The sequence below is a fragment of the Sphingomonas sp. S-NIH.Pt3_0716 genome (assembly GCF_003950715.1).
Taxonomy (GTDB): Bacteria; Pseudomonadota; Alphaproteobacteria; order Sphingomonadales; family Sphingomonadaceae; genus Sphingobium; species Sphingobium yanoikuyae_A.
Genome location: NZ_QLJK01000006.1, coordinates 1 through 25,546, shown reverse-complemented (window position 1 = coordinate 25,546; position 25,546 = coordinate 1). Strand labels below are relative to the sequence as shown.

The 25,546-nt window shown below is 59.1% G+C and carries 29 protein-coding genes, 1 tRNA gene and 1 pseudogene; 8 read left to right on the top strand and 23 right to left on the bottom strand.

Annotated elements, in window-relative coordinates; all coding sequences use genetic code 11:
• The first annotated feature begins 26 nt into the window (after nt 1-26).
• The 3 genes from BRX37_RS06110 to BRX37_RS27240 all read left to right on the top strand — a co-directional run bounded on the left by BRX37_RS06110 (nt 27) and on the right by BRX37_RS27240 (nt 793).
• Nucleotides 27-101 (top strand) — tRNA-Thr (locus BRX37_RS06110).
• A 252-nt stretch (nt 102-353) separates the two neighbouring features.
• Nucleotides 354-506, top strand: coding sequence for a hypothetical protein (locus BRX37_RS26660; RefSeq protein ID WP_164522422.1), 153 nt, complete (start codon nt 354-356; stop codon nt 504-506).
• A gap of 164 nt (nt 507-670) precedes the next feature.
• Nucleotides 671-793 (top strand): hypothetical protein, encoded by a 123-nt coding sequence (locus BRX37_RS27240; protein WP_276609692.1) that lies wholly within the window; start codon nt 671-673, stop codon nt 791-793.
• A gap of 233 nt (nt 794-1,026) precedes the next feature.
• Here the strand turns inward: BRX37_RS27240 and BRX37_RS06105 are convergent, their stop codons facing one another.
• Both BRX37_RS06105 and BRX37_RS06100 read right to left on the bottom strand, forming a co-directional pair.
• Nucleotides 1,027-1,368 (bottom strand): PDDEXK family nuclease, encoded by a 342-nt coding sequence (locus BRX37_RS06105; RefSeq protein WP_125985920.1) that lies wholly within the window; start codon nt 1,366-1,368, stop codon nt 1,027-1,029.
• Nucleotides 1,358-1,840, bottom strand: a pseudogene (locus BRX37_RS06100) (TIGR02594 family protein); the annotation flags it as partial. The pseudogene BRX37_RS06100 and the gene BRX37_RS06105, both read right to left, overlap by 11 nt.
• A 102-nt stretch (nt 1,841-1,942) precedes the next feature.
• Between BRX37_RS06100 and BRX37_RS06095 the strand changes: the two are divergent.
• On the top strand, nt 1,943-2,551 hold the full coding sequence (locus BRX37_RS06095; protein WP_125985918.1) for a hypothetical protein: 609 nt from the start codon (nt 1,943-1,945) through the stop codon (nt 2,549-2,551).
• Nucleotides 2,552-2,628: 77 nt separating this feature from the next.
• On the opposite strand, the gene BRX37_RS06090 is transcribed toward BRX37_RS06095, so the two are convergent.
• The 19 genes from BRX37_RS06090 to BRX37_RS06005 form a co-directional block, all read right to left on the bottom strand.
• The gene (locus BRX37_RS06090) at nt 2,629-3,012 is read right to left on the bottom strand and encodes a hypothetical protein (RefSeq protein ID WP_125985917.1); all 384 of its coding nucleotides are present in this window, start codon (nt 3,010-3,012) and stop codon (nt 2,629-2,631) included.
• Nucleotides 3,005-3,178 (bottom strand): hypothetical protein, encoded by a 174-nt coding sequence (locus BRX37_RS26655; RefSeq protein ID WP_164522421.1) that lies wholly within the window; start codon nt 3,176-3,178, stop codon nt 3,005-3,007. The genes BRX37_RS06090 and BRX37_RS26655 overlap by 8 nt, the downstream gene beginning before the upstream one ends.
• Nucleotides 3,175-3,471 carry a hypothetical protein gene (locus BRX37_RS06085; RefSeq protein ID WP_125985916.1) on the bottom strand — a complete coding sequence of 99 codons (297 nt, stop codon included), beginning with the start codon at nt 3,469-3,471 and terminating at the stop codon, nt 3,175-3,177. The genes BRX37_RS26655 and BRX37_RS06085 overlap by 4 nt, the downstream gene beginning before the upstream one ends.
• Before the next feature lie 11 nt (nt 3,472-3,482).
• Nucleotides 3,483-10,418 (bottom strand): phage tail protein, encoded by a 6,936-nt coding sequence (locus BRX37_RS06080; RefSeq protein ID WP_125985915.1) that lies wholly within the window; start codon nt 10,416-10,418, stop codon nt 3,483-3,485.
• Entirely contained in the window at nt 10,411-10,863 is a 453-nt protein-coding gene (locus BRX37_RS06075) for a DUF6950 family protein (RefSeq protein WP_125985914.1), read from the bottom strand. The genes BRX37_RS06080 and BRX37_RS06075 overlap by 8 nt, the downstream gene beginning before the upstream one ends.
• A gap of 27 nt (nt 10,864-10,890) precedes the next feature.
• Nucleotides 10,891-11,544, bottom strand: a complete 654-nt coding sequence (locus tag BRX37_RS06070; RefSeq protein ID WP_125985913.1) for a hypothetical protein — start codon at nt 11,542-11,544, stop codon at nt 10,891-10,893.
• Nucleotides 11,541-12,065: a hypothetical protein gene (locus tag BRX37_RS06065; protein WP_206434127.1), complete on the bottom strand. Its 525-nt coding sequence runs from the start codon at nt 12,063-12,065 to the stop codon at nt 11,541-11,543. Before BRX37_RS06065 ends, BRX37_RS06070 begins: the two co-directional genes overlap by 4 nt.
• A gap of 121 nt (nt 12,066-12,186) precedes the next feature.
• Nucleotides 12,187-14,547 (bottom strand): phage tail tape measure protein, encoded by a 2,361-nt coding sequence (locus BRX37_RS06060; protein WP_206434126.1) that lies wholly within the window; start codon nt 14,545-14,547, stop codon nt 12,187-12,189.
• A 7-nt stretch (nt 14,548-14,554) separates the two neighbouring features.
• Nucleotides 14,555-14,833, bottom strand: coding sequence for a phage tail assembly protein T (locus tag BRX37_RS06055; RefSeq protein ID WP_318276616.1), 279 nt, complete (start codon nt 14,831-14,833; stop codon nt 14,555-14,557).
• Nucleotides 14,834-14,883: 50 nt separating this feature from the next.
• Nucleotides 14,884-15,291: a hypothetical protein gene (locus BRX37_RS06050; protein WP_125985910.1), complete on the bottom strand. Its 408-nt coding sequence runs from the start codon at nt 15,289-15,291 to the stop codon at nt 14,884-14,886.
• Nucleotides 15,292-15,293: 2 nt separating this feature from the next.
• Nucleotides 15,294-15,710, bottom strand: coding sequence for a phage tail tube protein (locus tag BRX37_RS06045; protein WP_125985909.1), 417 nt, complete (start codon nt 15,708-15,710; stop codon nt 15,294-15,296).
• Nucleotides 15,711-15,799: 89 nt separating this feature from the next.
• Nucleotides 15,800-16,159, bottom strand: coding sequence for a tail completion protein gp17 (gene gp17 / locus BRX37_RS06040; protein ID WP_125985908.1), 360 nt, complete (start codon nt 16,157-16,159; stop codon nt 15,800-15,802).
• Entirely contained in the window at nt 16,156-16,605 is a 450-nt protein-coding gene (locus tag BRX37_RS06035; protein WP_125985907.1) for an HK97-gp10 family putative phage morphogenesis protein, read from the bottom strand. The genes gp17 and BRX37_RS06035 overlap by 4 nt, the downstream gene beginning before the upstream one ends.
• The gene (locus tag BRX37_RS06030; RefSeq protein WP_125985906.1) at nt 16,602-16,925 is read right to left on the bottom strand and encodes a phage head closure protein; all 324 of its coding nucleotides are present in this window, start codon (nt 16,923-16,925) and stop codon (nt 16,602-16,604) included. Before BRX37_RS06030 ends, BRX37_RS06035 begins: the two co-directional genes overlap by 4 nt.
• A gap of 2 nt (nt 16,926-16,927) precedes the next feature.
• Nucleotides 16,928-17,437 carry a head-tail connector protein gene (locus BRX37_RS06025; protein WP_206434125.1) on the bottom strand — a complete coding sequence of 170 codons (510 nt, stop codon included), beginning with the start codon at nt 17,435-17,437 and terminating at the stop codon, nt 16,928-16,930.
• Between the two features lie 73 nt (nt 17,438-17,510).
• Complete coding sequence (locus BRX37_RS06020) at nt 17,511-18,590, bottom strand: phage major capsid protein (RefSeq protein WP_125985905.1); 1,080 nt, start codon at nt 18,588-18,590, stop codon at nt 17,511-17,513.
• The gene (locus BRX37_RS06015) at nt 18,580-19,395 is read right to left on the bottom strand and encodes an HK97 family phage prohead protease (protein WP_125985904.1); all 816 of its coding nucleotides are present in this window, start codon (nt 19,393-19,395) and stop codon (nt 18,580-18,582) included. Before BRX37_RS06015 ends, BRX37_RS06020 begins: the two co-directional genes overlap by 11 nt.
• 8 nt (nt 19,396-19,403) lie before the next feature.
• Nucleotides 19,404-20,639, bottom strand: a complete 1,236-nt coding sequence (locus BRX37_RS06010) for a phage portal protein (protein ID WP_125985903.1) — start codon at nt 20,637-20,639, stop codon at nt 19,404-19,406.
• Between the two features lie 11 nt (nt 20,640-20,650).
• Nucleotides 20,651-22,327 carry a terminase large subunit gene (locus tag BRX37_RS06005; RefSeq protein WP_125985902.1) on the bottom strand — a complete coding sequence of 559 codons (1,677 nt, stop codon included), beginning with the start codon at nt 22,325-22,327 and terminating at the stop codon, nt 20,651-20,653.
• Nucleotides 22,328-22,348: 21 nt separating this feature from the next.
• Between BRX37_RS06005 and BRX37_RS06000 the strand changes: the two genes are divergently transcribed.
• Nucleotides 22,349-22,723, top strand: coding sequence for a hypothetical protein (locus BRX37_RS06000; RefSeq protein WP_125985901.1), 375 nt, complete (start codon nt 22,349-22,351; stop codon nt 22,721-22,723).
• Here the strand turns inward: BRX37_RS06000 and BRX37_RS05995 are convergent.
• Complete coding sequence (locus BRX37_RS05995) at nt 22,707-23,114, bottom strand: hypothetical protein (RefSeq protein ID WP_125986039.1); 408 nt, start codon at nt 23,112-23,114, stop codon at nt 22,707-22,709. The two genes, BRX37_RS06000 and BRX37_RS05995, sit on opposite strands and share 17 nt — an antisense overlap.
• 51 nt (nt 23,115-23,165) lie before the next feature.
• On the opposite strand from BRX37_RS05995, the gene BRX37_RS05990 reads away from it, so the two are divergent.
• The 3 genes from BRX37_RS05990 (at nt 23,166) to BRX37_RS05980 (ending at nt 25,372) form a co-directional block, all read left to right on the top strand.
• Nucleotides 23,166-24,110 carry a hypothetical protein gene (locus tag BRX37_RS05990; RefSeq protein WP_125985900.1) on the top strand — a complete coding sequence of 315 codons (945 nt, stop codon included), beginning with the start codon at nt 23,166-23,168 and terminating at the stop codon, nt 24,108-24,110.
• Nucleotides 24,111-24,119: 9 nt separating this feature from the next.
• Nucleotides 24,120-24,767 (top strand): hypothetical protein, encoded by a 648-nt coding sequence (locus tag BRX37_RS05985; RefSeq protein WP_125985899.1) that lies wholly within the window; start codon nt 24,120-24,122, stop codon nt 24,765-24,767.
• Nucleotides 24,768-24,982: 215 nt separating this feature from the next.
• Nucleotides 24,983-25,372 carry a hypothetical protein gene (locus tag BRX37_RS05980; protein ID WP_017501269.1) on the top strand — a complete coding sequence of 130 codons (390 nt, stop codon included), beginning with the start codon at nt 24,983-24,985 and terminating at the stop codon, nt 25,370-25,372.
• On the opposite strand, the gene BRX37_RS05975 is transcribed toward BRX37_RS05980, so the two are convergent.
• Nucleotides 25,341-25,546: HNH endonuclease (locus BRX37_RS05975; protein WP_164522420.1), on the bottom strand; the 206-nt coding region annotated here is incomplete at its 5' end. The genes BRX37_RS05980 and BRX37_RS05975 overlap by 32 nt on opposite strands.

Sequence of the window (25,546 nt, the reverse complement as noted above, 5' to 3'; positions counted from 1 at the left end):
GTAAGGGCGTCCGACCCGTCGGGTGCGCCGGCTTAGCACAGCGGTAGTGCAGCGGTTTTGTAAACCGAAGGTCGGGGGTTCGATCCCCTCAGTCGGCACCATTAAACCCCCTGAAATTGTTAGATTTTATCATTCCCCTCGGGGGCATGCCGACGTGACCAGATTTGCTGGGGGAAACTCTGGGGGAAACTTTTCCAATTTCGCGTTTCGGGGGAAGAGTATGGTGGAAACCGACTCGCTTTGACGGCGGATCATTCCCATCGATTCGCCCCCAACGCCTTGATCCGGCTCGACCCTTTCCAGGCGACCGTTACGCCTATCAATGCTATCGTCTCGTCGTAGGGAGAACTCAGGTGGACGATCACCTCAAAGCAGCAGCCCAAGCGTCGGCGATGACGAATTCGCAATTGATCGCGGTTCGTAATCGGATCGTGGACATCGACAATCTGACCAGCCAGCAACAGGCGGTGATCGACGAGATCAAGCGCCGCGCGATCAACACCTGATGCGCAGCGGCCCCGACATCGCGCTGACCATCGAGGCGTTCGTTCTGGCCGTGATGATGTTCGTCGCCGCGATCAGCGGGATCGTCCGACTGATCGACTGACCGCGCAACCAATCGACGAGAACGGTCGTTTCATCCCGACCCGCACACCTGGAGAGACAAGCATTGCGCCGCCCCGACACCGATCCCACGACCCGCACGACATCGTTTTTCGAAATCGACGGCGTGCTGGCCTTGGGCATCCTGTGCGGGGCACTGTTCGCCGCGCTGGTGGGCTTGATGCGATAGGCGTGGAACCGATGCGGGGCAGCGACCGTTAGACGGTCTCCCCGATATTGCGAAACCACCCTACCCCGCCATCTTCGGCGGGGTATTTTTTTTGAAGGCGAACATTTGAAACCCCACCACCAATATGACCGCGACCGATCGTCGCTGGTCCTCAAGGTCCAGGCGATCTTTCTCGCTGCGATGATGATCGGATCGTCGGCCGCAGGCCTTTACAGCCTGCTCTAACACCCGCGTCAGGCCGGACCTTGGCGCCAGGCGATCCCATGTCGATCGCACCAGGCCGCATACGTCGTCGAACTGTTCGGCGAGATTTTCAGCCGAGGGTTCTGAAACCACATCTCGATCGTCCAGTCGGGATGCTGGTCGCGAACGGCCAGAACTTTCCTTCGGTCCTCTGCGAGAAAACGACCCTTCGCCTCGATTATCCGCCGACCTTCGACATCGACAAAATCGGGCAGATAGGTGTGGGCGATGGTGTAGGGCAGCTTGATGGCTTCGTGCGCGAATTCGGCCGGGACGAGCGCGGCGCAACGGGCTTCGAATTTCGACCGGTAGCGCGGGGCGTCAGGCTTCATTCGTCGAAACCTTCGCGCCCGCCGAATTCACCACCGGTGCCAGCGCGATCGGCTTCGCGGCCCCCTTCGGCCATCGCATAGCAGCACACCGGCTGCGTTCGATCCAGGTCTCGTTGACCGAATTCGACTGGTTTCCGCCCAGCACGCGGAACAGCCGACCGTCAGCCGAGACCCCGGTCAGAAACGCGACGTGACCGCCACCAGGACGCTGGAACCGGACGATGGCGCCGAGATAAGCCTTTTCGACCGGTTCGCCGAAAGCGTCCCAAGACGATGCCCGGACGGCGATTTTCGGCGGCTGGAAACCAGCGTGGGAAACGACGTGCGCGGCAAAGGTGCCGCACCAGGCGGTTTCATCGGAATCGACGGCGATGCCGAGAATTTTCGGACCAAGCGCTTTGATCCACGACATGATCGTGGGCGAATGCTTGGGGCCGACGATTTCGCGAACGCCGACCAGAGTGCGGGCATAGGTGAGCCAGGACGGCTCGAAAGGGTCACATAACCGCTATTTATACGGAGCCGACGACCACTGGCATTTGCGCCATTCTTTGAAACGCAGTAGTCGCCATTCATGGCACCTATCTCTTACAATCTACTTGGCTGGCTCTACCAAGAAGGCCTCAGCCGCCTCAGAGATAGCTACTTATCTGCAATGGATGGAATTGGCCTGCGGATAAGGGCTGCTTACGATGACATCGACCAGCACGATAAAGAGGTCGCCGAAACCAACAACGACCAAATTGAACGCGATGATGATGGAAATGTGATCGCGGACCCGCGCGACATTCTTCTTTATTCTGCCGAAGTTGCTGAAGAAACAGAGTCAGACTTAAACAAGGCATTTGCCATTGCTATATTTCATTATTGGGAACGATCTGCACGATCTTGGACAAAAAAGCACAATGGCAAATTCACAACACTCGTTCATGATGTTGAAGCCATGGGCTACAGTGTAGACCGGGAACTAAAAAATTTGCATCTAGTGGTAAACCTACTCAAACATGCGAATTCCAAGCATGGAAATCTATTAATGCAGGAAAATACCAAATACCTAAAAAAAGATAATTACAGCGACGCAATTTCCCATGAATGGTATGACGAATTATTATTGAACAAGCAAGATATCTTAAATTTCTTCAAAATTGCGGAAATTTCTGGCCCAACGCTGAGCGAAAATTAAAATTGCAATTTTGGCTCAAAACCCACACATGCCGTATCTGTATTATAGCCAAGTCCATTCATCGCACTTAGTCATATTCAAAGTTTCTGTTCCGTCGCAGTCGTGATTGCGGGAGGTGAAGTTGTTGCGGCTGGTGCGACAACGATTTGCGCACCCAGATATCCAAGGATTCCGACCAATGCACCAACTGCAAATTTGAAGAAACCACCGGCTTCGATCCACCCCCGCGCCTTGCCTTCGACGGTGGTGCGCCACGTCTTGAGGTCGGCTAGATCGGCCTCGACAATACGATAACCGGGGATCATGGCCGCACGGTCGGCCTCGATCGTGCGAACAGCGCCTTCCAGCGAAGACAGCCGACTTTCGTGCGCATCCTGGCGCTGGACGATGGCGGAAAGGGTCGCCTGAATGCTGTCCACTTTCCCTTCAAGCCGACCGAGGATCAGGCTGGTGTCATCCACCGTTCGCGAGGCCGTCCGCAATAGCGACAATGATCGAACCAATCGCGCCACCACCGACGACACGGACGATGTTCGTTACGATGGCGGATCGCACAGGCGGGAGGTGCCACAGCCAGATCGCGCCAGCGCCGATCTTCCCACCCGCGCTTTTCAAACGGTCGATCACGCGGGCGTCACCGGCAGCGTCGGGGTGAAGGTGCCTGCGGCGCCCAGCGGCTCTTCACCGTCCCAACCCCGGCGCACGTTTTCCAGCGTCACGCGCCGCGTCTCAAGCTGCATTCGGATGCCCGACATGCTGGACATGGCTTGGCCGACCACCTGGGCGGTCGGATAGTCCTGCTCCAACGTCGCACCCTGGGCGCTGGCCCGGAGAGCGTCGATGTCGGCGATCAGCGCTTCAAGCGTGGCGATCGAAAATGCGTTGACCTCGCGGAGGGTCGTTTCTGCTGTGATATCCATGTCGGTATTTATCATTCGACAGTGCTGACCCCGACGCGCTGCGTGACGTTCGCCCCCGATCCCAAATTCCGCGTGATGTCGGCGCTGTATGTGCGCGACGCGGTGTTATGTTCGGGATCAGTATAGGTCAGCGACGCCGCATAGCTGTAGGTCCAGGTGATCCGGCCGCCGCTATCACCAGGCATCGGACGAACGCCTTCAAGCGACAGAAGCCCGGTTCCACCCGCCTGGCTGGCGACAAGCGCACCGTTCCGACGAAGGTTCAGCACAACGCCATTACCGTCCAGGCCGATTGACTTCGACCCAGTCCAGCTATCACCACCGCTTGCCTGGAGAAACTGCCGCCCGAACGAGTCCAAATCTGCGTCGAACGCGTTCCGCCCCTGCGTCGTCGCCGCATAGGTCTGCTCGCTGGTGTAGCTGTATGTCCAGGACGCGTTCGCGACGATCATGCCACCGTTCGAACCGAAGGCGCCGGTCGAAACCGAGGCATTGTTGGCAAGGCTGCTGGTCTGCTGGCTGTTGCGGATCGAACCCGCGAGCAGCGTGCCGCCGAAAAATACGTCGCCGTTAACACGAACATATTTCTTAGCGTTCGCCTCGCTGCACTGGTTGAGATCAGCGAAATATGGGCCGGTCCACTCGACGAACCGGTTACCAGCACCGAAGGGCTGACCGTAAACCGACATCCACGACGAGCCATCGGTCGCGATCATACGGCCGTTGATGAACTCCATCCGCGCGCCACCACCCGGTTTCAAGATGCGAAAACGGTCGGCCGACACAGTGAAATCGGACGACTGGCCGTCATTGCTGGTTTCCCAGCCGCTGACGTAGCCGTTGACATCAAGCTGGACGGCAGCACGGGCCAGCGCCTGATTGGCTTTGCCATCGGTCGAAGAAAGCGCGGAATTGATGGTCGATATCGAAGCGCCATTCGCGGCAACCGTGGTCGTCAGATTTGCCAGGCTGGTGTTAGCAGTTGCGATTGCGTTCTGGTTCGTCGCGATCGACGAAGACATGTTCGCGAGCATCTTACCAGGGCGACCAGGCGAATAGGCGGCAGGCGACGGCGCGTTCTCAAAAGTCTCGCGCACCTGGGGCTGGAGGAACCACGCATAGCTATCCCCCTGCCCCGCGATCGTGGCGAACTTGCGCATGATGAAGTTCGCACGAACGGCGCCTGATGGCGACTTCGCTTTGAAGCCATATCGGGTAAAGCTACCGACTGTGTTGCCACCCGAACTCGGAACGAACGACCCCGTAGAAGGCGCGCCCCATGGCGTTTGACCGTTCGCATCAATCCACTGAATGTAGACTTCGATCGCCTGGGTGCGATGGGCAGCGACGCGACCAGACACGTCATACCATGTGTCGCCGCGAATGTTGATCGTCTGCGTCCACTCGCTGTAGCCGCTGGACGTGCCATTGTTCTGACGGATCGCCAGGACGTTCTCTTCGATCGGATGCCACCCATCGCCCGCAAGGTTCAGGTCGAAATCGACGCCCGATATCGCGGAATAATAGTTCCAGTTATCTCGGGTCTGGAAATCGGTATTCGACAACAGATTGCCACCCGCTGTCGAGTAAGACGCGACCAATAGCGCCGTGGACGACACGCTGGCAGCGAGATCGGTCACGGCGGCCCTGTTTGCGGCGGTTTGCTCCGCATAAATCCGGGTCGTGTTCTCGCTGGTAAGGTCGCGAATTTCGATCTGCTGGACGAAATAGATGCCCCGGCTGTCCAATCGGAACAGCGGCCGCACCCATGCACAACCTTGATCGATCAGTGTGTTCGCATTGATGTCGAGTGTGTGTGTAGCCCATTGCCCGGTTCCCCAACCCGCCTGTCCAGACGAGATCGTCACCCCCAGATTAACGTCATTATACTGGCTGTTGTCGGGCTTGATACCAATCGCAAACATCGACGCGTTGACGCTCTCGCCACTCTGGTAACCTACCAGCAGCCACTTCACCGTGATGCGATACGTCTTGTCACGGACCAGCGCGAGACGCCCCTTGGTGGACATATGCGGGCTGAAAGCCGGATCGTTCTGGACTTGGACTATGCGCCCAAATGTGGGGTTGTCATATGCGTTATAGCGGCTGTCATCCGCGAGGGTGTTGGTCCCGTTGGTATAATCCCAAGTGAAGTTGCGGAGGTCACCAAACGTCGAAGGCAGCGTCGATTGCACGACCGTTTCGGCCATTAGCCGCTCCGCGCGCGCCGCAGCGGCGTGCTGACCGGCCTGATCGTTTGCCGACTGCGCGGACGCGGCACTGCCCGCCGATGCATTAGCGGATTGACCCGATTGGTCGCGATATTGTGCGCCTAGGTTTGTCTGATCGGTAGCCGTCTGCGCGAAACCAGCAGTGTCATCGCGAATGGTGACGGTCTGATCGCGAAGGGCTTCGGTAGCGCCACGCGCAGTCTCGGCCGCAATTCTATCAGCTTGCGTGGCTGCTGCGTTTTGGCCTGCTGCATTATTGGCAGCGCTTGCGGACGCGGCATGTTCAGCGCTAGCTTGTGCCGATCCCTCCGCATTTACCTCGCCGGTAACGTCGCGGATTTCGAGGGTTTTGTAAAAATAGACGCCCTGGGAATCGAGGCGGAACAGCGGGCGAATCCACTGACAGCCCTGGTCCATCAAAGAGTTCGATGTCACGGTCAGGCTTTGGACTGCCCATCCCGAACCCCAACCGGCCCAACCCGGCGCAATGCTGCAACCGGTCTCAATATAGCCATTCGCGGTCCCGTTCGCGTGGATTCCGACCGCGTATAGCGCGCCATTGACTGGATTTTCGCTGGGCTGTTGGCCCACGAGCTTCCAGGTGATCGTGATTTTGTAGGTTTTGTCCCGAACCAGCGGCTCGCGACCAACCGATGCCACGTGGGGCGCCCAAGCCGGATTGTTCCAGACCCGCAGAACACGGCCTTCTGAACTGTCGTCGTAGGCGGTGAAGCGGGAATCGCCCTCGTATGATCCGGTTCCGCCGCCCCAATCACCGGTCCACATCGAAATGTCGGTGAAATCGGAGGGCATCATCGCTTGGGCAGTCGCCCGCGCCGTCAGTTTTGATTTTTCTGCCGCCGCAGCCTGTTGCTCCGCATTGTTCGAATACGATGCCGCACCCGCCTCGTGGGCGGCACCAGCTTCGGCGCTGCGCTGCGCATTATCCGAATTCGCTTTAGAGGCCAGGTTCGACACTTCAGCGGCTTGGGCAGATTTCCCTGCTGCATCGTTCGCGGCGGAGGCTGTAGCCGCATGGGCAGCACCAGCATCAGCAAAACCGCTCGCTCGCGTTTCCTGCGTGATATCTTCCATGCGGATACTGCGCCAGTTGACGCCGTGTCCGGCCACGCCCCAGTTTCCATCGCTGTTCAGGAACGGACGGATCGCCACAACATTCTGCGGCAGGGTCAGAATGAAAGAGAAATCGCCGTAGCCGGTATGGGCGGGTCTAGCCTGCCAATAAACGTAGGATAGTGATCCGTCCGCTCGTTGAAAATTCAAGCCAGCACCGGCTGGGAAATCAGCGTAGGCGGCGGCGTTGCCAGAGACGCGAATGTTCCGGTTGGACCAATCGCCGGGGATCATGTCCCCCTCGGTCAAATCACGATCGGTCTGCTGAAGGACGTAGGCATTGATCGAACTATCGTATTGGACGGTTCCAGAACCGCCCCAATCGCCACGGCCGGTCGCGTCGAATGTGGCCTTGCCGACGATGTTGCCACCGGCACGGGACGCAGCGATGTTCGCGGCACGGGCCGCAATTCCCGCCTGCTCAGTGACTGTGCTGACCTGGCCCGAAACGGTTTGTTGGACAGCGACGGACTGATCGCGATATGTCTTCGCATCACCACTGGCGGTCTGCGCGAGAATTCGGTCGGCTTGAGTGGCCGCCGCATTTTGGCTGGAGGCGTCTTCGTGCGCTGCGGCTGAACGATCGCTTTCCGCACTCGCCTGCGCGTGACCGGCCGCGATAACCTCTCCAGTCACATCTTCGAAACGGATCGACTGGAAATCATAGACACCTGGCGAATTCAGCCGGACCAGGACACGCGCGCGGGCAGATTGTGGATTTCCGTTCGCGAGGTCATCGGACGAGAATTCATAGACGGCAGTGGCAAAGCCACCGTTGCCGCCCCACCCGATCGCGTAAACCGGAATGCCGAAGTCTTTTGCGGCATTGTTGAATTGGACACCAGAGACGCCAGGGATGCCGATGCGGAAAATCTGCATCGCCGGGACACCCGAATAGCTATCGACAACGCGCCATTTAACGGTGATCCGCATTTTACGACCGGCTACGATCGCAATCGACCCGACGTTCGCGATGTCCTTATCGCCACCCGAGTTCGTGATGCGTGCGACCCGGCCATACGGGGTATCGACCAGCGTCCAATCCGAGGACATCGCAGCCGATCCGGTTGCCCAGTCTGCACCCCAATATTCGAAGCCTTGGGCGAAATCGTGCGGAAGCATAGCCGCCACGACGGTCCTTGCGGCGATCCTGCTGGCGTCGGCCGCTGCTGCCAATCGTCCCGTTTCGTCGGTCTTCGCAGTGACGATCGCGACATTGTTGGCAACACTCTGGGCCGAACCATGGGCGGACTGGGCGGCCTGCTGCGCCTGATCGCGCACCTGTTCGGTCGCGGTCTTGAGCACTTCAGTCGCGGCTTTTGTTGCCGCCGTATCTTGGGAAAATTGTTGGGTTTGATCGCGGGCAGACAGGACAATGGCTTTCGCCTGGTCGATGGCCTGCGCTGCGATCTGCGCCTGATCGTTTGCGGCTACGCTGTTCCCTGCCGCCGTCTCGGCAACCGTCGCATAGTCACGCGCGCTGTCAGTAGAGCCAAAGGTTTCGACAAGCTGGTCAGTCGTCTCTTTTTGGGCAGCCACGTCGGCATCAAGCTGGGCAAGCTGCTGGTTCAGAATCGATGTCTGGCTGACGGCCGAATTCGCGGTTTCCTGCGCCTGCTGCGCGGTGTCGATTGCGGTGGTGGCGTTTTCGCGCGCCTGGCCATCGACGATCTCGATCGCAGCCGACACGACATCCGCGCCGACCCACTCGCTGTAAACGCCGGTATCCATACGATAGCGGGCACGCACGGCGAGATCGACGCCGCCGACATTCGACCCGAACCGGAAAACACCGGACACGGGATCGTGGATCGCGGCCTGTTCGGTCCAAGCGATGGCGCCGGTCGGTCGGCTCTCAATCTGGATTCCGACGATGCGCGCGGACGGTGCGGGAAGCCAGGTGACTTCGACTTCGCTGACTTGCTGACCGCCTGCGCCTTCAATGACCGAACTGCTGACCGTGAGATTTTCCGGCGCGATCGCGTCGCGCGGATTATAGCCGTCGGGTCGGATCGTCGCGGGAAGCGGCTTCTCCTCGCGGTCCCAAGCGTAGACTTCGCTGGATTCTTCGCGAAGCGCCATGGTGAATAGAAGATCGTGGGTCTCGACCTGCTCGATCACCCTGAACAGCTTACGGTTCCAGCCGCGTTCGGGAAGGGACATGGTGATCAGCGAGCCGACCTGGACGCGGAAGGCTTTCGGACCAAAGGTCGCGCTGAAAACGCCAGGCGTCTTGGCCTCGCGGAGCAGCCATTGCTTCGCGATACGCTGGCAAGTCTCTGCGCGGGTGACAAGGCCCAAATCCAACGATAGCGTGCGCGGGATCGCGTCCGGTAGCGGATCGGTTTCGACCACACCCCAATCGACAAGCTGATAGAGCGAGGACGGATCGGCAAAGCGACCGCGCACGATGTTGTGCAACTCGCGGGTCGGCGGCGCCGGTTTCCACAGATACGGGGATGCCGATCCGGCTGCGGCGACCAGGTCGTTTTCGTCAAAATCGACCTTTGGGCCGAGCGTGTCGTCGTAACCGCCGACAAGCTGATAGACGCCGGACGTATCGACCAGCTTGCACGAACCCATGGCTGCCGAAAGGCCATTTATGACGGTTTCGTGCGGGTCAGCGGTCGAAAAGGTGCCATCGGCGGTGTAGCGCTGGACCGTCGCGCCAGACTGGGTCAGGACGCGCTCTTCGCAAAGGTTGGCGTAGGCGCGGAAATTGTCGAAATCGATGCGATGGGCCGGGATGCCCATGCCCCACACCAGCTTGTTATTGATCCGGTAACCGAGCAGATAGGTCAGCAGCGCCAGCGCGGGATTGCGGCCGATTTCGACCGCGCCTTCCCGGAATGTCCAGGTCGCCTGGTCCGCGATGCGGTGGGAACCGCTGCCCCCATTTGTGCTGTCGCGGCGGGGATCGTAAAGCGGGCAACCCTCGACGATCGTGGTGTAACGAGATGGGATGCCGCTGGGCCAAACCTTCGAATCCAGCTTGTATCGGGTCGCGAGGTAGGCACAGCCGGTGAAGGTCGATTGCGGGGTCCAATATTTCCCCGATCCCCAGGAAAATCCGTTTCCGGGCTTGCCTTCGAGACAGGTCTGGACGGCCAGAACGCCACCATCGTGGCTATCGACGATCGCGCCGTTCGCCCAAGTCCGGGTCTCTTCGAGATACCATTCCTTGACCGCATTGATCCGATGGCTCGCGAGCGCGATGATCTGCGCGTAACCGTCCTTTTTCGAACCGGCGCGGTCGAACGTTTCTGCAAAGCGAACGTCCGAACCGCCCGCCGTGGTGCCAAAGACGATCTTTCGCGGGGCGCTGGGAACGACGCTGGTGTGAAGACGATCGACCAGCGACTGCGACATCGACGGAGCCTTGCGCAGCACCGACGCGGCCGCAGCCATGCCAAGCGAAACGCCAAGGCCGACCAGCGACGACGTGATAGTGGCGAGCGTGGCCGCCGTGACGGTTGCGCCGAAAATGCCGCTGGCACCAATAGCCGCCGCAATCTGCGGGGCAAACACGACGATCGCCACCGCAACGGCGACGACCAGGACGGTCGTTACGACTTTACCCATCGATCGCCACCGGCGCTTCGAAGGGCACGCTGAAGGCGTATTTCAGACTAGCGGTCGGGACCGGGATCAGACCGACCTGGCCAGGGCCTTCACCGACAAAATAGCTGTAGGGGCCGACGCAGACGCCACAGGACAGGTCCGCATTCATGACGATGTCGCCGCGTTGGGCGAGATGGATCGACTTGGATTTTCCAAGCCAGGAGGTGACCGTCCGAAGGAGCGTCCCCGCGCCGAATTCGCGCAGCGCTTCAGCCGCGCCGGTCTTGGTGTCGTATCGTCCGCGATACGCTTCGCCGGGATCGAACCCGGTCATCGCCCGGATACAATCGGCGGCAAACAAGGCGCAGTCGTGGCGGCCCCACTTGAAGGGTTCGTCGTTTACGCGGTCGAGGTATGTGCGGAGGCGATCTTCCCAATCGCCATATCTGTGGGACGCAAGCTGCATCCCATATTTAGCTTAACCGCCCTACGCCTAACGCTGCTGCCAGTTGTTGATCGTGGACTGGACCGCCGCCCAACCCGTCGGCGCCGCCTTCATCAGATCGTCGCCGTTCGCGATCGAAGACACATAGTCCTGCGACCGATCATTCGGATCGAATTTCGGTTGGTCGAGATAGGTGCCCTGGGTGGCCGCGCTGATCATGCCAGCATGGCCTTCGATCGACAGTTTGAACGTCCGCGACAGTCCGTCACCGGAGACTTCGACCGTGTCCATCGTGCCCGATCGAATTCGACGAAAGACCCAATGCGGTTCGGCGATCAGGCCAGGCTGGATCAAAAGCGCGCGCCAAATCGTGGCCGTTCGCCCCTGATATTCGGTCGGCTCGACCGCCGCCGCTTCAAGCGCGAGTGGCACCGAAGACGGCAGGCCAAGCGCGATTTCCAACGCTTCGGAGCCGCTATACGAGAAGCTGTTGTCACCGATATCGACGATCACGCCGTTTTCGAGCGGGTGAAAGGTCTGATCGTTCAAGAGGCTGTCAGCCCAACCGGTCACCTTGATCGAATGGCCGCCAGTCCAGGCGCAAACCGTGCCGCTTTTGAAATCCAGGCGTGCCAACAGAGCCGTCGTAATGCCTGCTTCCGCAAGGGCAGCAGTGATTTCGGGCGTGGTGCCGGGTCTCATGCGCCCACCGCCTCCACAGCGGTCAGTGTGCCGAATTCGGCCAAGTTTCCGCGCTGCCCGCCAGGCGTCAGCGTATAGGTCTGGCCTTCGCTCGAATTCAGCCGAAACAGACCGCTGGGCCGGAAAAATTCGACATCGGTATCGACCGCAAAGGTCTGGCGAAGCGCCGGTTCGAACTGAACAAGGCACCGGCCATTGGCATCGGCGTTTGCTGGTGCGTCGGTGATTTCGAACAGTTGCGACCCGATGGAAAATAGCTGGCCGATCCGAAGCTGGCTGGCCTGTCCCGCCACCCATCCGCCCATCACGACGGCGGACAGATAGGCATAGGCGGTCTCGGCGACCTTCCGACCCGTCAGCGTCGAAGTGACGGTTTGTCGAGGGCAGTAACGAAAATGACCGACCTGTCCGCGCAAGCTATTGAGCCAGGCGCGCAGGCGTTCGGCGACATTCTGGCGCATCGGCGGCCAGGTCCAGGTCAGCGTCCACTGGCTGGCGGTGTTGATCGTCTGCTGGACCAAGGAAAAATTGGACGCGATAGCGGCCTGGCGACGATTGACCGCCAGGCGCTCTGAATTCGGGGTGACGGCGGGAAAGGACAATGGATAGGTCGGCATCCATTATTTAGGCGGATGCCTCCCGTCACATTGTCGGCCGCTGGAACCGACCCAGCGTTCGATCACTCGCCTGTTTCGACAAGAGCGGCGCCGCCTGGGCGATCCCCTCAAAGACCATGGCGCGCACCATCGCGGGGTCGTTGCTGGTGATGTTCCCGATGGTGACGGCGGGACCGGCCTGGCCCGCGCCGCGTATGCTTCGAAGAGCGTGATTCGGGACCGTGTTGGCTGTATTCCCAACATTGACAATTTCCGGGCCGCGTTCGCCGACCACATAGGTGCCAGCGCGGGTCAGGCCACCATTAGCGCGCGCGCCGATTTTGAGAGCCGCACCGCCCAGCACGATATCGCTGCCACCGCCACCCGCGAGGCTGGTGCCAATCGACCCTAGCACTGATCCAAACAGCGATCCCAGCGGCTTCAAAATCGCTTGCTGGAGGGCGATGTCGATCAGTTTGTCGATGATCCGGTCACCGACCGCTTCGAACGCATCGCCCAGATTTCCGGCACCCCGGATCGCTTCGCGCAGACCGTCGTTGAACGATCCCAAGCCTTCCGCCGCAGCGCTGCCGAGCGCATCCTGGATTTCCCCGACCGTGCGGGGGATGCCGTCCAGATACTGACCCAACGGCCCCATCGTGTCACGGCTGACCGCCGCAGTGTCGTTGGCCTGGAGACGATCCAGCACGCCAAGCCTAGCCTCCGCGATGGCCTTTTCTGCGGCGGTGGACTGTTTCGACGCAAGGATCGCGTCGATCGAAAGCCGCTCCTGCTGATACTGGAGATCGACCAGGCGCAGGCTGATGGCGCGACGATCGGCGGACGATCGCGCGAGTGCCATTTCCGACCCGAGGAGGTCACGGCTATTATCGAGATAAGAGTGCTGAACATCGAGTGCCTGGCGGGCCAGTTCTTCGTTTTCGCGCAGGTTGATCTCGTCCGCCCGCGTGTATTCGATCTTGTCTTCGAGCAGCTTGAGCGCGTCGCCTTGTGCCACCGTCAGCTTCTTGTCCGCCACGTCTTGGTCGATCGCTGCCTTTCGGCGATCCGTTTCGATAGCCAGCATCTCGCGCTCCAACGCGGACTGCTCAACGATATCGGACAGCAGCGCCTGTTTCGCCGACAGCAGTTCCATGTCGCCCGACGCCATGTCGGCGGTGAAGCGGGCAGACTGTTCGGCTGCGATTTCAGCGGCGGTCTTGCCGGTCGATTTCTTGCCGCCACCGGCGACAGGTGGAAGAGTGCCACCACCGCCGCCGCCGTTTCCACCAGCAAGCAGTTTGGCCGCAGCCTCTTCCTCTGCCGTCATTCGCGCCAGGCGGGCGTCGATGGCTTTGATCCGGGCTTCGTTCTTCTTCCATTGTGGCGATCCCTTGCCGATCGCGTCGGCGTCGATGCCGACCGCAGCAAGGAGCGGATTCTTTCCGGTGTTTTGGGCGACTAGCGACGCGCGTTCGTCGGTCAACGTTTTGCGTTCGCCGCGACTATTGTATCCCAGCACGGCGCCACCGATGCCGCCCGCGACTGCGCCGCCGACCATTCCGGGCAAGCCGCCCACAAGCCCGCCACCAATGCCACCAGCCAGCGCGCCCATAATCGCCATGGCCGCTGTCGGATTTTGGCTCCAGAACTGCGCCATGGCGGTCGCGATCTTGACCACCTGGTCGGCGAGGTTTCCGATGGCGTCGGCGTTCTGGACGATGGCGGACGCGAACCGCGCGTCGAGGGTCATCTTCAACGTATCCAAGCGATCGTTGATCTGACCAGCGTTGCGCAACAGGTCATCACCCAGCACGATGCCAAGATCGGCCGCCTTGTCGGCGAATTCGTCGAAGCCCTTCGCGCCTTCGCCCATCAGCGCGGTCAGAGTGCCCGCCGACTTGCCAAAAACCTGGAGCGCCGCTGCATTGCGCTGGCTGACGGTCGGCAGTTTGCTGATACCGTCTATGGTTTCGCGCAGCGCCTGGTCGAAGTCGCTGGACGTGACGCCCAACGATTTGAAGACTTCGCCCATCGCCTTGCCGCCAGATTGTGCGGTGCCAAGGTTTTTCGCGAATTTCTCCAGCGCGCCGTCGGCCGACGCGAAGTCGCTGCCGGTCATCTGGGCAGCGTATCGGAGTTCCTGAATCGATTTGGTAGTGGCGCCGGTTCGATCCGCGAGGTCCACGATGCTGTCGGCGTAGTCAAAAGCGGCCCGCGCGGCTGACACAAAAGCATCGACCGACATAACCGCCAGGAGGCCAGTGACGGCCGTCTTCGCGCCATCCATCGCGCGGGAAATTGCTTTGTTGGTTGCCTCGGATTGGGCCGCTGCTTTCTTCATCCCGGCGATGAATTGCGCGGATTCCAATCCGAGGTTTACGAAGAGAGAACCTAGATCAGCCATCGATTATTTAGGTCGATGGCGCCTTCTGAGCGGCGATCCGGGCTTCGAAATAGGCTTCGATCGCGTCGTCGAGCGGCGGCCGTGCCAGGTCACGCAGGTGCGCCGACCATGCGGGATCACGGTCCAGCCAGTGGATTTCCTCTTTCCCGCCAAGGCCGGAATATTGCAGGGCGAGAAGGTTACGAAAGCGATCGTCTTCCACCGGCGAACCAAATGGTTCGACCTCGTAATATGCCTGCCATTCGGCAAATTCATCCGCCGAAATGGTGGCCGACAGTTCCTTCACCGTCCGGCCCATTTGCAGAGCCAAGCGAAAGAGGAACCGTCGATCAGAATTTAATCGGAACTTTTTTTTAGCGCAGCCTGGTCCGGCACCGTGTTGATCTGCCGGATCGCGATCATGATCGACTGCAAAGACGTGTAGGACAGCGCGCGGATACGGTCGTGATCGGCCAGGTCGAACAGGCGGGCGCCCGTTTCATCGACGCAGCTATGGATGATCTCCAGCACAGCGGCGTCGAAGCGTTTCACCTCGTCGAGTCCTTCCCGTTCGTCTTCATCCAGCGCCTGATCGCGCTGGAAGAGTTCGACCGCGTGGGCGTTTTCAGTCGCGGCATCCATCAGGGCGATACGGTCGATCAGACTGTAGGCGCGGACCATAACCGAGCCGCCCCACTCTGGAATCTCGACCTCAATGGTGGCGGGGGCGGCCGCAAAGATCGCCCCCTTGGAAAGGATCGCCATGGTTAAGCGGCGGTGCCCTTCACGACCAGGCCCGACACTTCAAGCGCGACCGAACCGGCGATGACCGCGTCAACACCGCCCGACTTTTCGAACGACAGCACGGCGGCGGAAAAGGTGTAGGTCGCACCGCTCCGAAGGGTGATGACGAATTCGGAAAGTTCGCCCGACAGACGCGCTTCTTCGAGGGCGACCTGACCGGGATCGGCGGGCATATAGTTGAGGGACAGGGTGACCTGACCTTCGTCGGCCAGACCGATCATCTTTTCTTTTGCGTCACTGTCGAGATCGGTCACGTCGATGACGGAAGCGGAACCACCGCCCAGACCCGAGAATTGCGTCAGTCCCTTGATCTGGACCTTGGTCGCGCCGTTGGTGATTTCAATTTTCGTTTTGCGGCTGTGGATTGCACCGGATGCCATAATTTATTCGCGTCTCCATATAGGGTTACTTCGACGCACAGGCGCGCCGGACGCAATTATTTAGGCAACGGCGCGATTTGATTTGTTGGTCAGAGGACCGCGAACAGGCGAAATTGCAGCATCGTCCGAAACAGGCTGGTATCGGTCGTCTCGTCGATCATGTCGGTCTCGCCGATCCAGGTCACCGACTGGACCGTGTCGTCATCCCATTCGATCATGTGGTCGCGGATGTCGGCGGCCAGTTCTTTCGCCGCGAGATAGCTGGGATCGTAGACATCAATCTGGAACGTCAGCCAGCCTTCTCCGGTCCACCCTTCGAGATCGTCGTTCGGGTCGGTCGCGATCCGATTGTAGACGACACACGGCGTCGAATAGTCGAGCGGCGCAGCGCCGGGATACATGTTCGGACAAAGGGCCGCTAGATGGGCGACAAGCTGGGCCTCGATCATACGCCCGCCTTGTCCAGCCGACGGGCCAGGACGGTTTTGATACGATCGACGGCATCTTCGCTCGCGAGCGCAAAGCCAGTGCGGAAAAACGGGTTCGGGGCATTATGGATGCTGCCAAATTCAACAAACGAAGCGTGATACGCGTCCTTTCCGATCACGATCGCGTTGATGACCCGACCAGCTTCCGCCCTGACTTTCCGCACCTTGACGTTGTTGATGATCTTGCTGTGCTTTTCCTGGACGACCCTACCACTTTTTCGAGTGCGGTTGCGGATCGAACCCTCCGCATGCGGGCCAATCGGGACGCCTTCTTTGATCTTTTTCTGGATCACCACGGCACCGGCGCGGTTGGCCGATTGGCCGACCTTGGTCGCAAAATCGTTCGACAGCGATTTCATCCTAGATTCGAGCGCGGCGAAGCCGGTAGTGGTGACGGTGACGGTCATTCCGCCACCCCCTCGACCGTGACGACCAGCGTCGAGCGACGATCCGGTTCGTCGATTGCGGTGATGGCGTAGGTCTGACCGTCCACACGAATTCGGTGCGCGACCGTCAAACCTGGACGGTATCGGATCAGATAGCGGCCCGCTGGGACGGCCTGGCGACCGGCGCCGCGCTCAATGTCCGACGTGCGCAGTTCCAGGCGCTGGCCGTAGACGGTCGCGGTGACGGTCCAGGTCGAACGCTCTTGGCCGACCGCGTCGCGAACCTTGGTCTGGGTCATGATTTCGATACGGCGATCCAGCGCCCCGGCGTCGATCCGCATGGTCAGATGACGATCCGGCGAAAGGGCTGGCAAAGCGCAGCGACAGTGCGAAGTGTGGCGTCGTCGATAGCGTGGCGGCTATCGTATGCGGCCCCGACATAGACCGCGATGGCGTGGCGCAATGATGCGGGGACCATCTCTTCGGTCGTCCAGCCAGCCGTCACGCGGACGGTTACCGGACCACGGTCAGCCGGAAGCACTTCGACGAAGACCAGATCGCCGTGGACGCTGGCTTCGACGATGTCGATGTCGGGGATCGGGTCACCGGCCTGGTCAAAAAGGGCGACCGCTGTGGAATTGCTGATGGTGATGACATGGCAACCAGGCCCGTGCAAAACAGTCTCGTAATCGGCGCTGACGACGATTTGGCCCGTCAGGGCCTGGACGTGATCAACGGCAGAGCCGAGCAATAGATCAAGGGTGTCGGCATCGACATCCGGGTCGAGGCGCAGCCATTCACGCAACTGGTCGGCGGAAACGGCAGGAAATGCGGGGGCGGAAATTCTCTTCACGCCGGTATTTATCTTGTCACGAAAAAGGGCCGGGTTTCCCCGGCCCCTCCTTTGGTTCGATCGTCGAAGCCGATTAGGCCGCGATCTTCAGAACCTTGACCGCATCGGTGTCGGTCGGCGTGCCGCCGACGCGGGCGCGGGTCTGATAGGCCACATACGGTGCGAAGGCGTAAGGGTTATACTGCATCGAGATGCCCACGCGATCGGCGATGGTATAGCCGCGACGGAAGTCCCCGAACATGATCGGGGTGGCGCCAGCCGCGATGTTGGGCATATCTTCCATTTCGACCACTTCATAACCCATGAAGCGACCCGGCTGACCAGCTTCGAGGCCGTCCTGCCACAGATAGCGGCCGGTCGAATCCTTGAACGACATCAGGGTGCCGATGGTGTCGCGGTTGGCGATCCACTTGGCGTTTGCGCGGAATTCGGCCTTGAGGCTGTAAACCAGCTTACGCAGCGGATCGACGCTCGTCAGGTTCGACGCTGCACCGCTGGTGACGTGCTGAAGCGTGCCGAACGCGCGGGTGTTGTCGGCGGTCGCAGCGGTGGCAACGGTCAGGATGCCCTTGGGCTGGTTGATGCCGGTGCCGTTGAGGAACGCGGCGCCCTCCATCTGGGCAAACTTGATCGCAACCTGGTTCACCAGGAAACCTTCGATATCGTAGGCCGAATCCTCCAGAAGGGTCGGAGTTACGAACGGCGAAGCATACTGTTCGCCAAACGACGGCGTCAGTTCGATGATCTTGGGAGCGGAAGTTTCGGGACGTGCGTCCTTTTCGCCAACCCAGACAGCATCGGCGCCAGTGGTGGCGAACGGAATGCGATAGTCAGGGGTGGAAACGGTGACGACTTCGGCAACACTGCGGAACGGCGAGATTTCCTGCACGCGGGCGCGGATGCTTGCGGCCATCTGCTTGGGGATGGTCACACCGCCTTCGTCGGTGCCAGTGGCGGACATGGCCTTGAATTCGGCCTGGTTGCCACGCAGGAAGGCGTTAAACGCCGACTTGAGTTCGGGATTTTCCGCGCCGTCGATGATCGGTCGGTTGCCCGCCTTTTCGAGAGCCTTCATTTTGCCTTCGATGTCGTCGAAGCGCGAGGTAACAGCAGTAGCGAGAGTGTTGATCTCGTCGAGGATTTTATCGGCCATGGTTCTCCAGGTTTTTCACAGCAAGGGTTAGGTTACGCACGGCCTCAATTCGTGCCGTCAAATTATATTTAGCTTCGCCTTCGATCTCTTCGTCGGACGGAACCTCGGCTTCATTTTCCGGCACTGCGTCGTCCGATGAATTTTCTTCGCTTCCGATACTTTCGTCGTCATCGGCCTGATCATCGACCTCGGACTTTTCTTCGTCAGCTTCGGTTACGAGACCATCGATCAGGTCTTTCGCTTCACCGAACAGTTCGGCCAGGCGTTCGAGCGACTTGCGCTGCAATTTCATGTTTTCTGCATTCTCCAGTTTTTGGGATTTCACATCATCGACGCGGGCAAGGTCGTTCGCGGGAAAGGTCACCAGGCTGACTTCGATCAGCTTCACCTCGGTGATGACGCGGACGGTTTTGCCATCGCGCTTTTCGATCTCGGACGCGGTAACGATGTAGCCGATCGAGAGTCCGGTCACGGCACCCGCTTTCGCGATCGTGTAGGCATCGCGGCCCGCCACGGTGTCGAGGAACCGACCCGACATTTTCAGGCCGTGTTCGTCTTCAAAAAGGTCGGTCCACACGCCAATCGGCATCGCCATCGCGTCATGGTTCCACAACATCACCGGCATGGTCCCGGCCGCTTTATGTTCGGCGATCGACGCCGCGAAAGCGCCAGGCGCAATGATATCGTCGTAGCTGTCGATGTTGCCGAAAACCGCGCCGTATCCTTCAAAGGATCGGGCTTCGGTCGTATCGTCGGTCGGTGGCGCGAACTTTACGTTGCGCAGTGCCAGGGCCTTTTTCTGCATATCAGTATTTATGCTGCGGCGGGCGGGGCCTGGTCGGGACCGAACAGGTTCGCGGCGGGCGTCAAACGGTCGGCCGACGGATCGTCCGAACGGTCAAACCCTTCCATCTCTCTGGCTTCGTTACGGGTGATGATCCCGGCCGCGATACCAGCGTTATAATAGGTCATCCGTTCGACGGCGGTTCCGCGCAAAAAGTCACGGTTGTCGAGCGAGATTGTGTAACCGGCCGCGCGCTCTGCTGCCGTCAGCAGGTGGACGGAAGCCGATTGGACGAAGCGGGTGTGCCAATGGGCGTCCGTATCCTGGTCGTGGGCGATATGCGCCTGCTCGACGCTGGCATAGGACTGGCTGCCGCCGCTCTGGAAAACCTTGGTCGGACTGACGCGGAAGAACCGGCAAATCTCTTCGATCTGGTAACGACGGGCTTCGATCATCTGCGCGTCGGTCGCGGTCGCGGACATCGGCGTATAAGCAAGGTCGGCGGGAAGAAAGGCGGTCTTGTGCTGCTTTCCTGGGCCGGAATATGCGCGCGACCAGGCCTCGCGAAGCTGCCGAACCTGGTCGTCGGTCATCGGCGTCTTGGCGCTGATCAAGCCGGAGAGTTTGCCCCCATTTACGAACAGGTCAGACGCGAATTTCTCGGCGTGACGCGCGAGGCCGATCGCCTGTCGAGCGTTATCTACGGCGGTCATCCCGCGATGCGATTGCCACGACGAACCCTTGAGGTGCCAGATTTGGTCGGCAGGCACTTCCAAGCCGTAGAGAAAGTATCGGACAGGCCCGCCGATCACCGACGGATCGACCAGCACGGTTACCGAACCAGGCTCCATCGGCAGCATTTCGAGGATTTCGCCGGTCGCGCGCGAGCGGTTGACCCAGACAAAGGCGTTGCCGTTTAGGGCTAGGTGGAGGCCGATCTGCTCGCGGAATTCGTAAGAGGTCTGCCTATCGTTCGGTGCCAGGTGGAGCAGACGATACAGCGGATGGCGGGTCGCCAGCTTTTTCCCGCGCGCGTCTGTTTGGTGGAGATAGCAAGGTGGCAGCGCCAGACCTTCGGCGATCACACGCGCGCAGGCGAAGACGGCCGAGATCGCAATCGCGGACGTGCCGAATTCATGCTCGTCGCGTAGTTGTCGCTCGATCGTTTCGGGCGAATGAACCGGGACGGTGGTCGTGGTGGCGGACTTGGTAGCGAACGACTGCTCGACCGGATGACCGAACAGAAAATCGATGATTTTTCCCATCGACTATTTAGTCAGTCCCAGAATTCCAGGGCGATGTCGGCGCGTGCCGGTGGCGGTTCGACGCCTGAAATCGCGTGGGCCATCAGCGCAGCCACCATGCCATCGATCTTGAGATGATCCTGGCCGGTCGGACGACATGGCGACATCATCGCGCCGCGCCGGGTGACGCTGATGTTCGACGCCATCCAGTTAAGGCAGGCATTGTCAGGGTGGACAATCTGGCCGTTCAACAGGTCGGCCTCAAAATCGACCATTGCCGGATGCATCGTGGCCGCCTTCTGCGGAAATTCGACCACGCTGATCCCGTCCGCCGCGAGCGATTGGCTGATCGTCGCGGATTGCCAGGCGTCGAATGCAACTTGCTGGACATTGTAGGTCCGGCACAATTCGCGGATTTTCGCCTCGACCGCTGCGTGATCGGATGCACTGCCTTCGGTTTGATGGACGACACCAGATGCGCCCCAATCGGTGTAGGCCTCCCGGTTCGGCGAGCGATCCAGTGCGCCGATCGGCAAAAAGAGATATGGCACGACAGCTTTCCGGCCGTCGGCGAGCAGGCACACGGCAACGATCGCGGTCAGGTCAGTCTTCGTCGAAAGGTCAACGCCAAGCCAGGCGGGTGTCCCAGGCGGGATGTCGAGCGCGGGATCGGCCGCCTTCGCCCAATCGACAGAATTCAACCAGCCGGACGCGCTGTTGCACCAGACGTTGAGATACTTGGTCAGCATCTCCGTTTGCGATCGGGGCGACTGAAGCGCCTTTTCATATTCGCGACGAAGATGATCTTCATCGACGCTGACCCCATATCCCGGATTCGCCTTTTCCCAGACCCGGAAATCGCGCCAATCGTCGTCGGCGTCGATCGTGTAGATCATGGCAAACTTGCTGTCGTCGCGGATTGTCCCAGTCAGCACGGCCTCGAAATATAGCTGCTCCTGGCGACACACCCCGGCGAGATTGAACCCGGCCGTCGTGATAATCAGCAAGAGGGGATCGGAACCGCGACGCTTGCCCATCCCAGTCCTGAAGGCCGCAAGCTGGGTGCCGTCTATGGCCTGGTGCAACTCGTCACAGATGCTGATCCACGGGATGCCGCCGTCTTTGGTCTTGGCGATAACTGGCTTGAAACTGCTGCCGGTGTGAGACTGGAAAATGGCGCGGGCCGACACTTCCAAGCCAAGGGCGTCAGCCAGGTCCGGGGTCATCTCGACCATCTTTTTCGCAGGGTCGAACACAGCAGCGGCCTGGTCCATCGACGTGGCACCGCTAAACCCTTGCGCGCCCTGTTCGCCGAGCGCGAAGTTCATGTAGACGCCAATGGCGGCGCCGATCAGAGACTTGCCGGTTCCGCGCGGAAACAGCCCCAGCGCTTCGCGAAAGCGGCGCAGGCCGGTCGCCTTCACAATCCATCCGAAGATGTTCGCGATGAAGAAAACCTGGAACGGCTCCAGCTTGATCGGCTGGCCTGCCAGCGCGCCGGTCACATGCGGAAGAGCCTCGATAAATTCGCAGGCGTGATCGACATATTCGGTGTTGAACTCGATGTCAGTGCGGTCGTGGTCGTCGAGATAGCGCTGACACGCGGCGCGGATTTGCCAACACGCTTCGATCTTGCCGTTGACGACTTTCTTCGCGTAATCGGTGGCAACCCAAGCATATGAATTTCGAGGATAACGGGGTAATGGCACCGTATATTTAGGGGGAAAGCAATGAAATTCGGACTTGCACTGGCCGCGATGGTAATGGTCATTCCGTCGATCGGATCGACCGCGACCGTTGAGCAATGGAGGAAGCGCCCGCCCCGTTGGGAAGGCCAGTCTTCGGTCCCGATGGACAAGCTGTTGGGATGTTTGGGTTCGCGCTGGGTCGGGACACTTTCGGCGTCAATGCGCGCAATGCCGATCGAAAACGGAATGTCCTATACGAACGACGGCATCCAACGTGACATTCTGGTCGATGTGATCGACGAAGGAAATCGGCGAGTGGTGAAGCTGTGGCTTCGGAATTTCATGGGCATCACGGCTGGCGCGAAGGAGCAAATCGAGAAACTAAGCGCCTGCGCCGAACCTATCGCCGAACGCTGAACGGACTGGCCTTCACCGGTTCGGCCGACGCGATCCGCGCCAGACGCGACTTGGCGCCCGCAATACCGAGCAACTCGGCTTGCTTACGAAGTTCCGATCGAAAGGCGGCGTTGACCGGCTCGCTCGCGCGAACGGAAGCGACGAAGACAGCCATGGTTTCGCAATAGAGGGCGACGGCACTGCTATCGACGGCGGTCGCCCCCATCGCGGCAATCCGCTCGATGTCAGTGGTCCACACTTCGCGGGCGCCGGGCGAGAGCCATTCCGGCATGACCGGCAGATCGCGGACGATGTCGGTAGCGATCGACACGACGTTGGAATCTACGCTGGGTTTGTGGGTGTTGGCCAGCTTTTTCCTTGCTGGATCAGTTAGTTTCTTGCCAGGATGCATCAGTATATTTATCGACGCGATAATCCGATCACACAAAGTGGGAACATAAACATGCTGCTTGAAAAGCACTCTCGCTTTTTTCGACGTTACGAATTTCAATTTTCTTCTAAAGCGCGGAGCGTTCCCCCGCCGCCGCTGGTAGATTCTCGCAACAACTATCCTTGTGTCTTGAAGGCGATACGCAAGGCAATGCTGAATAATAAGGCGTCACTAACCGTCGAGAATAATGACTCGATAGAGATCATCAAAGCCGAACATTATGCGGATAAAAACGCGATAGCGCTGCTGATTCACAAAGGAAGCCCGAACGCTGCCGATCCGATGTATCGGACGAAGAAGAAGGACGGAATTACCGTCCGACCAGGGAAAAAGGACATTCTTGAGGAACAGGCGCATTCCGCCCATGTGGTCGTCAGCACGAATGCCATCAGGCCGCACGTTTACAGTGCAGTTCTTGAAGAAATTCCAGGGATCAGCTTTAGCCGCATAAAAGAGCTTATAGCACTCTGCCTCAGAGAATATACTTATCCTTACGAAGATAAGAAAAAGGAGCAAAAGGACACTTATTGCTGCTTAAAAGCTCTCGGCTTGAAAACCGAGGCTTTGACTGACGCGCTCAAAAAGAAAGGGTCCATCAATTTCATCACTTTGACCCGAACCGAAGTCAGCGGTGTTCCAGACAGCGAGGGCATCGCGGAAGCTCGTGAGGTTCAAGTCAAATACCGAGTTATCGGTGATCCATCAGGCGCTGCATGGCGCGACAAATTTACAACCTTTGTCGCCGCCGCGCGCGACGAGAAATGGGAAGATGTAAGGCTAGACCTAAACCTCGACGACGAGCGCCACAAGACGGTCAAACTAGATCGACTTGCAGAAGCATCTGAAATACTTTTTGTTCGAGCAGAACAGGTTCAGTTTACAGTCCCCCTCGAAAACTGCACTGTTTCTGTAGTTCCAGCCATCGTAAATGCATCGTTAAAGCTTATGAAGAACTAAGGGGATTTTATGAACATCCCGTTCTACCCTTTGAGATATCTCAGCTTACGTGGCGAGAACGGCTTTCCAATTTGGTGGAGAGACATTTTTTTAATTTTACTTTTCCTTTTAGGGATATCGATCCCCTTCATCATTAAAAACAATGCGAACTTTTTTCACAAAGACGGCTTCATCGATAAAGTTGGAACTTTCTCGTCTGTTTTGACCGGCTTTTACGTCGCCGGTTTGGTCGCTGTCGCAACTTTTGCGCACCAGGTAAATGGACTTGATAAAACAATCGAAGTTGGGCGTATAAAATATCCCCACAAAAAAGGTGAAGACGCAGAATTCTTATCGAGGCGTCAGTTCGTTTGTTCCATGTTCGGCTACCTTGCCTTTTTATCCTTAATAATCACCCTGGCTTCTATCGTCATCGTCATCGTAGCGGATGCCAACCCAAAAGTAGAAGATGCGTCATTCTCTTTCTCTGATTGGAGAGTTGACATTGACAAAAATTACATGCGTGGCGTTTCGATTATTTTGTTCAATATTCCCGTTGCAAGCTTGACCATCACGACATTGCACGGACTTTATTATTTGATAGACAGGCTTTACGCTGTCTCGCCATCACTTTTGCCGCTTAAAGACGAAGAGCGGGATGATCGCGCCGAATTTTAATTCGGACGCGTGAAAAAAAACCTGGACTGCGGTAGTCCCAATATATGGTATATTATGATTTTACCCGCCCCACTATATGGGACGATTGCGCTGCCGGATCGTGGTCGTCACCGCGATCCGACAGCACGGGAGCAACGTCTCTATTTATCGTTCGAGCCTCGACAGCCCGCTAAATATCTGCCTCCTCGACCGGTTTCACACGGAGGCAAACCATTATGCGCATACCATTTTCAGCGGCATTCGGCGCCGCGATACTGATCGGCACCATCGGCTATACAATCACCGACAACGTCATCAACGTCGGCCCGCTCCAGGCTGCTTTCGGCGACCTGGCCGGACCATTCATCATTGTGCTGGTCGCGTTCTTCCTCGTTCCGTCGTTGGCGTTGCTGGGACGGTCACGGATAGCGCGGGGATGGCTGTCGCTGGCGGTCCTTGCCGGGGCTGCTTTCCTTGGATGGGCGGCGCAGTTCTTTTACGCCGACGACGTGATCCGCGAATTTCCGATCGCATCGACCGTCACGCAAATCGCTGGCGTCATCGCGTTGTGGTTACCCGGCGCCGACGACTGGTTCAACCGTCGGGACGACGCCTGCCGCGCTTGATCCAGTCCGCCAGTTCGATGTCAGCCATGATATCGCGGATGTCATGGCCACGGCGAATGAACCGCGCTTCAACCCTACCTTTCGCATCATTGCAACAGGCGCACGCGGGGGCCAGGTTGCCCCCGTCATTGCTTCCAGCCAGCGCCAGCGCGACGATGTGATCGACCACCCGCG